Origin of the sequence: Rhizobium sp. 16-488-2b, from assembly GCF_017741815.1 — a bacterium.
Lineage (GTDB): Bacteria > Pseudomonadota > Alphaproteobacteria > Rhizobiales > Rhizobiaceae > Rhizobium.
Map to the genome: position 1 here is coordinate 446,596 of NZ_JAGHMF010000036.1, position 12,336 is coordinate 458,931.

The window sequence follows — 12,336 nt, forward strand, 5'->3', positions numbered from 1 at the left end:
CTGAAGACCCTGACTTTCAACTGAAAACAGCGCTTGGAACAGCAAATTTGTGTGACGTCGAATGCAATCATAAGTAAGTATTCCAGTTCAATCTGACCAAACGGGGCTTATATACATCCTCCGGTAGATAAATCGCCGGAATTTGAGATTCGCATCGAAGGCCGTTATATCCGCTGGGAACGTTCCTTTTAGGGCTTTTCCGCGCGGTAACAAAACGGTGTACGCGGCGAATTGACGATTGGATTAGTGCTTGCTGAACTTATTGTTGTGATCTGCGTTTGTTCGCGTTGGCAAGCGAAAACCCCTGCTGAGCAGTGCTTTTGACGTAAGGTGCTGGATGAAAACATGAATCCGGCTGTCGTTTTCTCGCAAATTTCGAGCGCGGGGATCGATGCATCGCTTCGCCTGGACGAAAGATTTATCTGAAGAAATTTGCGGGAGCGGCCGTCGATCAATTCTTCATTAGTACACTACCGAGAGTGGATTATTTGTGTATCGGATCGATCCACCGAACGTCTTCCGGCTTTTCAACCGGTTCAATATCGAGATTGACCACCACAGGCTCCTGCCCGGACCGGACGAGGACGCATTCCAGCGTCTCGTTTTGGCTCGCATTGATCTCCTGATGCGGCACGTAAGGTGGCACGAAAATGAAGTCGCCAGGCCCGGCCTCCGCGGTAAATTCGAGATTGTCGCCCCAGCGCATGCGCGCCTTGCCCTTCACGACATAGATGATGCTTTCGAGGTCGCCATGATGGTGCGCGCCGGTCTTCGCGTTGGCGTGGATGGTGACCGTACCAGCCCAGATCTTCTCAGCGCCGGCGCGAGCGTTGTTGATCGCCGTCGCGCGGTTCATGCCCGGGGTCTGCGCGGTATTCGGATCGAGGGCATTACCCGGGATGACCTTCACGCCGTGCTCGCGCCAGTCGATGGGTTGATGCGAATGATCGGCGTCGTGGGAGCCGTGATTGTTGCTCAAGTCGGGTCTCCTTTCCTTGTCCGGTCGCTTTTATGGGCCGCAAGCCGGAGCCGTTCAGCCCGCTCGCGTGGAAAGCGCGTCGAGCTTGCGGCGCAGACGGCGGCGTACGTCGTCGTCCTGCTGCTCCATGGCGCCAAGCATGTCACGGACGGCGCCGCGCAGCCCGTGTATCTGGTCGACGAGATCCATGATGAGATCGACGCCTGCTTCGTTGACGCCCATGTCGCGGGTGAGGTCGAGGATCAGCCGCGCCCGCGCGACATCGTCGTCGCGGAACTCACGATCGCCGTCATGGGCTTCGGGGATCAGCCAGCCCTGCTCGATCCACACGTCCACCACGGTCACGTCGATCTTCAGGGTTCGGCGGAATTCAAGATCATTCATGGCTACTCCTCCATGCCTTTTCTCGGATTCTGCGGATTGGCCGGCGTCCAGTCGCTCATGAATTCGGCAAGCTTCTGGTCCGGCTCATCCGGCAAGACGACTTTCAGCGACACATAGATATCGCCGGCGCCGCCACCGCGCTTCGGCGCGCCCTTGCCCTTCAAGCGCAAGACCTTACCGCTGCTGGAATTCGCGGGCAGCGTCAGATTGACCGCGCCCGATGGCGTCGGCACGCGCACCTTGCCGCCGAGCACCGCCTCGGGCAGCGATATCGGCAGATCGATGCGGATATCATCGCCATCGCGGACATAGAACTTGTGCGGGCGAACGCGGATCTCCACCAGCGCGTCACCCGGCGGACCGCCGCCGATCCCCGGCTCGCCCTTTCCCTTCAGGCGCAGCGTCTGGCCGTCGCGGGTTCCGGCCGGGATCTGCAAGTCGAGTGCCGGGCCATCCGGCAGGCGTATCTGCGTCTTGGTGCCGTTGATGGCGTCGAGAAAATCGACCTCCATCGAATATTGGCGGTTCTGCCCCTGCGAACGGAACTGCCCGCCGCCGCGTCCACGGCCGGAGAAGAAGCTTGAGAATATGTCGTCGCTGTCGCCGAAGTCGGCGAAGCCGGCATTGTTCTGGTAGCGGCCGCCGGCGCCGGCCTGCGAGGCGTAGTCGCGATAATAGTTGCGCTGCGCCTGCTCGGCGCCCGTCATGTCGATCTCGCCCCTGTCGAAGCGCTTGCGCTTGTCCTCGTCGCCGACGATCTCGTAAGCGGCGGAGATTTCCTTGAACCGATCCTCGGCCTGCTTGTCGCCGGGGTTGAGGTCCGGGTGCAGTTTCTTGGCGAGCTTGCGGAACGCGCTCTGGATCTCTTTTTGCGTAGCGTCCTTCTTGACGCCCAGAAGCTCGTACGGATCTCGGCTCATACATGTCTCCGTTCAGCCGGCGCGGATCGCCGGCAATCTTTGACATATATATAGGTTGCAAAATCGCGCGGGACGAGAGGCGCGATGTCGCTCCTGTTCTCAAATCAATCGCCGCGGCGAGCGTATTTAGACGCCGGCGATCTTGCGGAGATCGTCGATCGCGCCGGGTCCCGCCGCGAGCACCTTGGCACCCTTGGTCAATCCCTCACCACTGGTCGGGAAGGGATGGAACCAGCCGCCGGCTTCCTTGACCAGGCAATATCCGGCGAGGCAGTCCCAGGCGTGCATGTAGGGTTCGTAATATCCGACGAGGCGGCCAGCGGCGACATAGGCGAGCATGAGCGCGCCGGAACCGTTGCGGATGAAATTGCCGCCTGCGTCCAGCAGTTCCTCGACCATCCTGGCGACCGTGGCGGGCGAGACATGGCTGTTCGCGCCGATACCGGTCACCGCGTTGCGGATATTGCGTTCGGGGCTGAGCGCGAGCTTTTTGCCGTTCAAGGTGGCGCCCATGCCGAGGGCAGCGGCGTAGATTTCATCATGGCAAGGCGAGGCGATGACGCCGACGACAGGCACGTCGTCGTGCAGCAGGCCGATCGAGACGCACCAGTTCGGCATGCCGTTGACGAAAGGGCTGGTGCCGTCGATCGGATCGATCACCCAGGTGAAGCCCGACGTGCCCAGTGTGAGACCATACTCTTCGCCGAGAACGCCATCCCCGGGATAGGCTTCCGCGAACCGCGCGCGGATCAGGTTCTCGACCTCCCGGTCGGCGATCGACACCACGTCCTGTGCATCGCGTTTGGTCTCAATCACCAGCGTGTCGCGACGCTTGAAGTAGTCGAGCGCCACGGCGCCTGCCTCGCGGGCAACGGCCTCGGCAAGGGCCAGACGTGCTTCGAGCCCTGGAATAACGCGCAATGTCATCGCAACATGTCCTTTATCGGAAACGATGGCTGGATACAGCCGCTGAAAGTCGCGCTCGCAAGCCGCTTGGGGCATCGTTGCAAGCGCGTGCAAAGCGAACACTTCGCCGCGCGCGATGTCAATATTCGTCATGAAAACTTCATATTGGCTGAGGTCGTTATGGATTGCACGCAAGTGCAACTCGATGCAAAGGTGCGTGCAACAAAAGGATTGCCATGCCGTCTAAATTATTCGTCAGCGCGCAGGAAGTTGCCGAGAGGGCAGGGGTATCGCGTTCCGCCGTATCGCGAACCTTCACGCCGGGAGCGAGCGTTTCCGCCGATACCCGCAGGCGCGTGCTGGAAGCGGCCGAGGCGCTCGGCTATCACGTCAATCACCTAGCCCGCGGCCTGATGCGCAACGAGAGCGGCATCGTGTGCCTGATCGTTTCCGATGTCGCGACGCCCTATCGCTCGGCGCTTTTGCGGGAACTGACAATTCAGCTGCAGAACGCCGGCAAGGTCGCGATGTTCGTCAACACCGATCGCTCGGATGGCAGCGTCGACCGCGCTTTGCAGCAGGCGATCCGCTACCGGGCCGATGCGTCGATCATCCTCTCCGGTCTACCGGACAAGTCGATCACCCAGCTTTGCCTCCGCAGCGGTCAGCGCCTAGTCCTGATCAACCGCGATGACGACCAGCCCGGCCCCTTGAAGATCAACCTCGACGACTATGAGTCCGGCGGCAGGATCGCGACCGCATTCGTGCGCGCGGGATGCAAGACGCTCGCCTTCGCGAACTCCGAAGCGGGGACGCCGAGCCTGATGGGCCGCGAGCGCGGCTTTATCGCCGCAGCCACGAAGCTCGGTCTCGAGGTCGTCGTCGAGCGCTATGGATCGACGGGATACGAGGCGGGCCGGGTGCTTGCGCAGCGTATGCTGACGCGCGCCGAGCGGCCGGATGGCGTGTTCTGCGCGACCGATCTGCTCGCCTGCGGTTTCATGGATGCCGCGCGCCACCAGTTCGGACTGTCGATCCCGGATCAGCTGTGCGTTGCCGGCTTCGACGACATCGAGCAGGCGTCGTGGTCGTCGTTCAATCTCACGACTTTCGCGCAGCCGGTGATGGCGATCGCCACGCAGGCGGTGAAATGGCTCGCCTCGGGCGGCCATGAGGACGAGCCGGAGGAGGCTCATTCTGTCCGCTTGAAAGCTGAACTGATCTGGCGCGGGTCCATCCGCAAGGGGTGATCGAGATCGTACGGCCAACGCGCCCTAAAATATGGGGGGCTTTTTTAGCGCGGGATTGCGTTAGATCAACGCTTGCCTTAAACTTGAGTTTATTAAGAAGGTATAGCGCGCGCCCCATCCATGACATTTCAACCCCGCATGCAGAACAAGATCGAAGGTTTCTCCGTTGTCGGCGGCCTTCACAGGCGATCCTGGAACGGCATCGTCGCGGATGTTTGGGATGTGGAATGCGCGCCCTATGCCGGCGGCTACTATGTGTCCAATGATCCCAGGCTCTTCATCCTGCTTGATATGAACGGGGCTGGCCGCTCGACGATGAAGCTGAGTTCGAAGGGCGCGGGCGCCGCGGAAGAGGACGAGAACCAGCCGATTTCCTATGTGCCTGCGGGAATGGAACTCTGGGCCAATCTGAAGAACGTGCAATTTCTTCGTCATCTCGATCTGCATTTCGACGCCGAGATCGTGGCGCGCCGGTTGATGGAGGAGCTCGATCCCGATCGGCTGACGAGCCCGCGCTTGCTGTTTTCCGACGAGCGCGTGCTGACGCTGTCGCGCATGATCGCGGCCGAGTGCATGAATCCGGCACCGCTGCACGATCTCTATGGCGACGGTCTGGCGCTGGCGCTGATCATCGACGTGATGAAGCTTGGGAAGAGCGAAGTGCGCAAGCGCAGCAAGCTCGCTTCATGGCAATTGCGCAAGGCAACGGATTTCATCACCGAGAATTGCATGCGCAATATCCGGCTGGAGGAGCTTGCGACGCTCGCCGGGCTCTCGCAATCCCACTTCAGCCACGCCTTCAAGGCCTCCACCGGCATGGCGCCGCATCAGTGGCAGATGAATGCCCGGCTGGAGCGCGCGAAGGAGCTCCTACTGCACGGCGATCAGCCGCTCATGGTCATCGCCGCAGAGACCGGGTTTTCCGACCAGGCGCATTTCACGCGCGTCTTCCGCAAGAATATCGGAACGCCGCCCGCGACGTGGAAAAAGGCCCACGTTGCCTGAACGACACAGCATGTGAGCATTTGGCTGCACGTTGAAAAATTGCCCAAGAACATTCAATTCGTCCGGGATCGCGACAAGCTGGGCCGTTAAAATTGAGTTAATCACTCATCTTATTCGTGATGTTGGCCGGGCCGTTGGGACGACGGTGGCGTGAGTAGGGTGACAATGTATATGGGTGCGAGAGCAGACCGAGTGATCTTCAAGGCAAAGCTTCTGGCGGGTGTCGCCATCTTCGGCGCGAGCGCCACATTCGCGGTGGCGCAGGATGCAACCGAGCTGAAACCGGTTGTTATCCAGGGTGCAGGCAATTCGGCGGCCGACGGCGCCAGCGAGGCGACCGGCCCCGTGAAGGGCTATGTGGCCAAGAAGAGCACGGCGGGCTCGAAGACGGATACCCCAATCAACGAAATACCGCAGTCCGTCTCCGTCGTCGGTCGCCAGGAGCTCGATGATCGCGCCGTCGTCAACAAGGTCGATGAGGCCCTGCGTTACACGGCAGGCGTCGCCACGCAGACCTTCGGCACCGATCCGGATACCGACTGGTTCTACATCCGTGGTTTCGATGCCGGGCAGAGCGGCATCTATCTCGATGGCCTCAACCTGTTTTCGTATGGTTTCGGCAACTTCCAGATCGATCCCTTCATGCTGGAGCGCGTCGACGTCCTGAAGGGGCCGGCTTCGGTTCTCTATGGTGGCGCCAATGCCGGCGGCATCATCGACATGATCAGGAAGCGTCCGACCGACGATCCGCTCTATTATACCGAGATCGGCATCAACTCGAACGGCAACGCTTTCACCGGCTTCGACGTTTCCGACAAGGTCGGGTCGAGTGATACGATGACCTATCGCCTGACCGGCAAGATCGCCGGCGGCGACGGCTATACCGATTACACGCATGACCTGCGCGGCTTCGTCATGCCGCAGCTCACCATCTCGCCGGATGACACCACGAGCCTGACCGTCTGGGCCTATGCCGGTGGTCTCGATCAGGTTCACACAGGCAACGGCTTCCTGCCTTACGAAGGCACGGTCGTTGACCGGCCGGGTATCGGCAAGATTTCGCGCCGCTTCTTCCCCGGCGAGCCTGACATCGATACCGGCCGCTACGACCAGCAGATGATCGGCTACGAGTTCGAGCACGAGTTCGACGGCGGCTGGAAATACTCGTCGAATGCCCGTTACGGCCATCTCGGTAAGTATGAGCGCCTTGTCTATCCATATCTGTGGTCCGGCCCGACAGACCTTCAGCTCCTGAACTTCGAGGGCGACACGTCCGTCGATACGCTGGCCTGGGATAACCGCATCGAAAACACCTTCGATCTCGGTAGCACCGAGCACAAAGTCATGCTGGGCGTGGATTACCGCCTCTACCGTATCGACAACGTGCAGAACAACAAGTTCGGCTCCGGCTCGCTCAGCGTGACGAACCCGGTTTACGGCCTCCCGCAACTGCCGATGGACCCGCTCTACAGCGAGCAGGTCACCATGAACCAGATCGGCTTTTATGCCCAGGATCAGATCCATTTCGGCGATGGCTGGCTGGCAACGCTCAACGGCCGCTACGACCACGTCAACACCGATTTCAAGGATCGCTTGGCCTCGTCGAACAGCTTCGAGGATTCAGACGGCGCCTGGAGCGGCCGCGCCGGTCTCGCTTACGAGTTCGACAATGGCCTGACACCCTATGTCAGCGCCGCGACCTTCTTCAACCCGATGGTCGGCCGTGGCGGACACGGACCGCTGAAGCCGGAAGAAGGCGAGCAGTATGAAGCCGGCATCAAGTATGAGCCGACCTTCATGGACGCGTCCTTCACCGCCTCCGTCTTCCACATCAACAAGCGCAACAACTCGGTTTCGATCCCGGTCGCGCCGTGGACGGACCAGCTCGGCGAAGTGGAATCGAAGGGCTTCGAGCTGGAAGCCAAGGTCAACATCGACGATAACTGGAAGCTGCTCGGCGCCTTCGCCGCGACTGACGTCACCGTTAAGCAGAACGACCCGAATCCCAGCCTGATCGGCAAGACGCCTTACGTGGTGCCTGACTACACGGCTTCCATGTGGGTCGATTACACCGTGACGAACGGCCCGCTCGAAGGCCTCAGCCTTGGCGCCGGCGTTCGCCACAAGGGGCGTTCCTGGGCGGATGAGGCCAACACGCTTCGGGTTCCGGAATCGACCGTGTTCGACGCGGCCATCCGCTACGAAAAGGAAAACTGGACGGCATCGCTCAACGTCGCCAACCTGTTCGACAAGGAATATGTCGAGGCGTGCCGCACCAACGGCGCCTGCGGCTACGGCGATGCGCGGACCTTCACTTTCAAGCTTGCCAAGAAGTGGTAAGCTGACCCTACTTGCGAAAACGGCTGGAGGGCGATTTGCTTCGCTCTCCAGCCGTTTTCGTTTTAGCGGGGTCGTGTCTTAAATACGTCTTGCGGGGTGGCCGGATCAGCCAGCCAGCGTGAAATAGAGCCAGGCCGCGACAAAGGCGGCGATCACCACGACGATCGAGATCAGCTTGCGCAGCCATGGGCGTGGCGGCTTCGGCGTCTTCTGCGGCGCGGGCTTGCGGAACTGGATGACGTTATCGCTCATCTCGCCTGTTTCCTCGTTCTAACGGACGACATCATGCTCCCATAGCAGCGTCAACTTAAATGAAAAAGCCGGTGATCGCGCCGGCTGTCTTTTTTCTGCTGATGGCAACCGAAGTGCAACTCCAACGGCCGTCATATCAGCTTCTACATTTTGCGGTTTTCCGGTGCGTGTCTGCGCCAGGATATTATGCCTGCCGGCGTGCCTGTTCTCGCCCCAGCGCCATGGACAGGGCCATTCCTGTCCCCTATGAAACAAGAGAATTTCTGGTTCATTTGGTGGCTTTATGACTTATCAGTTCACGTCCGGCCATTGGCCCATCGGCGGCGGCGAAACCGGAGAACTTGTTCGCCGTTTCGATTGGGCGGCAACCTCGCTTGGCCCGATCAGCGAGTGGCCGCAGAACCTGAGAATCAAAGTCAATTCGATCGTCAATTCGCCCATCCCGCAGGTGCTTATGTGGGGCGATGATCACGTGATGATCTACAACGACGGCTACGTGGAAATTGCCGGCAACTATCATCCGCGCGCGCTCGGCGCGACGGTCCCCGGCATCTGGCCGGAGATCTGGGATTGGAACAGCAAGATTCTCGAGGCCGGCTTCCGCGGCGAAGTCCAATCCTACCGCGACCAGAAGATGGTCCTGCATCGCCACGGCGTGCCGGAGGAAGTCGTCTTCGACCTGTTCTACACACCGATCTACGACGACGACGGCAAGGTGAATGGTGTTCTCTGCACGGTGCTCGAAAACACCGACAAGGTGAAGGCGGTGGCTGAGCTCGCGGAAAGCCGCGAGGAGCTGAAACGGCTGACGGATGCGCTTCCCATCCTCGTCGGTTTCATCGATCGCGGCCATATCTACCGCTTCGCCAATCAGGGCTACATGGAATGGTTCGGCCTTGAGGCTGATGATGTCGTCGGCAAGCATGTTTCCGAGGTAATCGGTCAGTCGAGCTACCAGACGCGTCTTCCTCTGGTCGAGCAGGCCATGGCCGGCGACCGCATCATCACCGACACATCCATCACTCGGCCGGATGGAACGGATCGCAACGTCGAGATACGCTATGTGCCCCGACGAACATCGGGCGGCGATGTCGAAGGCATCTATGTTGTGATGATCGATATCGAGGATCGCAAGCGCTCCGAAGTCGCGCTGCAGCGCAGCAACGGCCGCTTCCGCGCGGCTGTGAACGCCGTTCACGGCGTGATCTGGACGAACGCCGCCGACGGACGCATGCTCGGCGAGCAGCCGGCATGGTCGGCGCTGACGGGACAGCCTTTCGAGAACTACCAGGGTTACGGCTGGGCGGATGCCGTTCACCCGGATGACCAGGACGGCTCGGTCGAGAGCTGGAAGGCGGCGGTCGCGGCAAAGGCGACCTATGTTCACGAGCACAGGGTTCGGCGCGCCGATGGCGTCTACCGAACCTTCGCCATTCGCGGCGTGCCGATCTTCGACGCTTCGGGCGAGATCGAGGAGTGGGTCGGCGTTCACACCGACATCACCGAACAGCGCGAGGCCGAGGCCAGCCTTCAGGAGCACGCCACCAGCCTTGAGCGGCAGGTCCGCCACCGCGTGCGGGCCGAAGAGCAGCTGCGACAGCTGAACGAAAGCCTCGAGGCACGGGTCGAGGCTGAAATCGCCGAGCGCCATCAGACCGAGCGCGCGCTGCAGCAGGCGCAGAAGATGGAAGCGATCGGGCAACTGACGGGCGGCGTGGCGCACGATTTCAACAATCTCTTGCAAGTGGTCTCCGGCAACCTGCAGCTCCTGTCCAAGGATCTGATGGGCAACGAACGGGCGGAGCGGCGCCTGGCCAATGCGCTCGCCGGCGTCAATCGCGGCGCGAAGCTCGCAAGCCAGCTGCTCGCCTTCGGCCGGCGGCAGGCGCTGGAGCCTCGGGTCATCAATATCGCCCGCTTCATCGGCGGCATGGACGATCTGTTGCGTCGTTCGCTGGGCGAAGCGGTCGAGATCGAAGTCATCACCAGCGGCGGGCTGTGGAACACTTATGCCGACCCGACACAGGTGGAAAACGCGCTGCTCAACCTCGCCATCAACGCGCGCGACGCAATGAGCGGTTCCGGCAAGCTGACCATCGAGATGGGTAACGCGGCGCTCGACCAGGAATATGCTCGCAGCCATCAGGAGGTCATGCCCGGCCAGTATGTGATGCTTGCGGTGACCGATACCGGCACCGGCATGTCGCCGGATATCTTGAACAAGGTGTTCGAGCCGTTCTTCTCGACCAAACCCGAGGGCAAGGGGACGGGGCTCGGGCTTTCCATGGTCTATGGCTTCGTCAAGCAGTCGGGCGGACATGTGAAGATCTATAGCGAAGTGGATCAGGGAACGACGGTGCGCATCTACTTGCCGCGTTCCGTCGCCGATGAGGACCGCGAGGTCACCGTCCATGGCGGGCCGGTGGTCGGCGGCACGGAAACGGTGCTTGTGGTCGAGGATGACGAGGAAGTCCGCTCGATCGTCGTCGAGACGCTGTCCGATCTCGGCTACAGCGTATTGACCGCCAAGGACGCGCAGGCCGGGTTGAATGTCATCGAAAGCGGCATGCAGATCGACGTGATCTTCACCGACGTCGTCATGCCCGGACCGCTGAAGAGCAGCGAGATGGCGCGGCGCGCGAAGGAGCGGCTGCCCGGTGTGGCGGTGCTCTTCACCTCAGGCTACACGGAAAACTCGATCGTGCACGGCGGAAGGCTCGATCCTGGCGTCGAGCTGCTGTCGAAGCCCTATACGAGAGAAGCTCTGGCGCGCCGGCTTCGGCATGTGATTGCCAACCAGAAGCAGATCAGCCATGCATCCTCGCCGCGAAACACGGCGCCGATCGATCAGCCCGTTGCGGCGGTGGGTCCGCGAATCCTGCTTGTCGAGGACGATTTCCTGATCCGCTCCAACACGGCCGAAATGCTGCTCGATCTCGGGCATCAGGTGACGGAAGCGGCGGATGGCGAGGAGGCGCTGGAGTTCCTGCAGGCTAACGAGATCGACGTGCTGGTCGCGGATATCGGGTTGCCAGATATCAACGGCATTGACCTTGCCGTTGCCGTGCTTCGCCAGCATCCAGACGTCGCCGTCGTGTTCGCGACGGGCGAACACAGTCTGCCGGCTGGCGCTCCCGCCAAGGCCTTCCTGTTGCGGAAGCCCTATTCCGAGATGGAACTGAAATCGGCTGTCGAACGCGCGTGGGCGACCAAGCGTCAGGGGTAGCCCGACCCCGCGAACGACGACGCCGGCCAAACGATTGGCCAGCGCATATGCTGTTGTCGTAAAACTCAGGCAGCGTTCGGATAGCGCGAAGCGTACCAGTTGCGGAAGAGTTCGTACTGCTTCTCGAGATGACGGCGCTGCGAGGCGCTGAGCTTGTCGCTCTCGTTGAAGTGCAGCGAGTAGCGATCGTCCCCGTTCAGCACCAAGAGATACTTGTAGTGCAGCACGAGATCCGGGCCTTCGTCATAGGTCGAGAGCACCATCAGTGCTTCTTCCAGTTCGCGCGCATCGCGGCGTGCTTGCGCGTCGCCCTTGGCGGCCTTCTCGCAGAGCGAGACGAGGTGCAGGACTTCCTTGGGAAGCGCGTTGCCGATGCCGGTGATCGCGCCGCCGGCACCGCAATTGACGAAGCCGTGGTAGACGCCCGTGTCGACGCCGACCATCAGGGTCAATGCGTCATCGCCTGCGGTGATGTTTTCAGCCGCATAGGTCATATCAGCCTTGCCGCCGAATTCCTTGAAGCCGACAAGGTTGGAGAAGCGCGAGCGGAGATCGAAGAACAGGTCGGCGCGGGTCGCGAAGCCGTAGTATGGGCTGTTGTAGATGACGGCTGGCAGGTCCTTGCCGGCGGCGAGTACGGCCGAGAAGTGATCGCGCTGCGCGGCGACGGAAGAGCCGCGCGACAGGACGCGCGGGATGACCATCAGGCCCTTGGCGCCGACCTTGGCGGCGTGCGCGGCATGGCTGACGGCCGACTGCGTGTTGATCGCGCCGGTGCCGACGACGACAGGCACGCCCGCTTCCGCGAGCCGCTTCACGCCTTCCTGGCGCTGTTCGTCGGTCAGAAGCGGCCAATCGCCCATCGAGCCGCAGTAGACGACGCCCGACATGCCAGCCGCGACGAGTTCCTTGCCCTTTTCGACCAGCGCGTCGAAGTTCGGGCTGCGGTCGGGATTGCACGGCGTCATCAGCGCCGGGATGCAACCTTTGAAAACTGAATCTGCCATCTGTATTTTTCCTCTTTTGATCGCCGAACGAAGGCCAGAAGGAAGCTCCGCCCATTTGCTGAGACAG

At 61.2% G+C, this 12,336-nt stretch carries 10 protein-coding genes; 4 read left to right on the forward strand and 6 right to left on the reverse strand.

The genetic code is table 11. The features are described 5' to 3' along the window. Window positions 1-484 precede the first annotated feature (484 nt). The 4 genes from J5286_RS28420 to J5286_RS28435 all read right to left on the reverse strand — a co-directional run bounded on the left by J5286_RS28420 (window position 485) and on the right by J5286_RS28435 (window position 3,210). On the reverse strand, window positions 485-979 hold the full coding sequence (locus tag J5286_RS28420; protein WP_209193298.1) for a cupin domain-containing protein: 495 nt from the start codon (window positions 977-979) through the stop codon (window positions 485-487). Window positions 980-1,033: 54 nt separating this feature from the next. Further along, window positions 1,034-1,363: a chaperone modulator CbpM gene (locus J5286_RS28425; RefSeq protein ID WP_209193299.1), complete on the reverse strand. Its 330-nt coding sequence runs from the start codon at window positions 1,361-1,363 to the stop codon at window positions 1,034-1,036. Window positions 1,364-1,365: 2 nt separating this feature from the next. Beyond that, window positions 1,366-2,283: a DnaJ C-terminal domain-containing protein gene (locus J5286_RS28430; protein WP_209193300.1), complete on the reverse strand. Its 918-nt coding sequence runs from the start codon at window positions 2,281-2,283 to the stop codon at window positions 1,366-1,368. A 126-nt stretch (window positions 2,284-2,409) separates the two neighbouring features. After that, window positions 2,410-3,210 carry an inositol monophosphatase family protein gene (locus J5286_RS28435; protein WP_209193301.1) on the reverse strand — a complete coding sequence of 267 codons (801 nt, stop codon included), beginning with the start codon at window positions 3,208-3,210 and terminating at the stop codon, window positions 2,410-2,412. Between the two features lie 215 nt (window positions 3,211-3,425). On the opposite strand from J5286_RS28435, the gene J5286_RS28440 reads away from it, so the two are divergent. The 3 genes from J5286_RS28440 (at window position 3,426) to J5286_RS28450 (ending at window position 7,784) form a co-directional block, all read left to right on the forward strand. Continuing rightward, a complete protein-coding gene (locus tag J5286_RS28440) occupies window positions 3,426-4,439 on the forward strand; it encodes a LacI family DNA-binding transcriptional regulator (RefSeq protein WP_209193302.1) in 1,014 nt (337 codons plus the stop codon). A gap of 120 nt (window positions 4,440-4,559) precedes the next feature. Continuing rightward, on the forward strand, window positions 4,560-5,444 hold the full coding sequence (locus J5286_RS28445) for a helix-turn-helix domain-containing protein (RefSeq protein ID WP_209193303.1): 885 nt from the start codon (window positions 4,560-4,562) through the stop codon (window positions 5,442-5,444). Window positions 5,445-5,615: 171 nt separating this feature from the next. Next, window positions 5,616-7,784, forward strand: coding sequence for a TonB-dependent siderophore receptor (locus J5286_RS28450; protein ID WP_209193304.1), 2,169 nt, complete (start codon window positions 5,616-5,618; stop codon window positions 7,782-7,784). Between the two features lie 105 nt (window positions 7,785-7,889). On the opposite strand, the gene J5286_RS28455 is transcribed toward J5286_RS28450, so the two are convergent. Then, on the reverse strand, window positions 7,890-8,036 hold the full coding sequence (locus J5286_RS28455; RefSeq protein WP_209193305.1) for a hypothetical protein: 147 nt from the start codon (window positions 8,034-8,036) through the stop codon (window positions 7,890-7,892). Between the two features lie 283 nt (window positions 8,037-8,319). On the opposite strand from J5286_RS28455, the gene J5286_RS28460 reads away from it, so the two are divergent. Beyond that, window positions 8,320-11,262, forward strand: coding sequence for a hybrid sensor histidine kinase/response regulator (locus J5286_RS28460; protein WP_209193306.1), 2,943 nt, complete (start codon window positions 8,320-8,322; stop codon window positions 11,260-11,262). 65 nt (window positions 11,263-11,327) lie between these two features. On the opposite strand, the gene J5286_RS28465 is transcribed toward J5286_RS28460, so the two are convergent. Beyond that, on the reverse strand, window positions 11,328-12,269 hold the full coding sequence (locus J5286_RS28465; protein ID WP_047504522.1) for a dihydrodipicolinate synthase family protein: 942 nt from the start codon (window positions 12,267-12,269) through the stop codon (window positions 11,328-11,330). Window positions 12,270-12,336 lie beyond the last annotated feature (67 nt).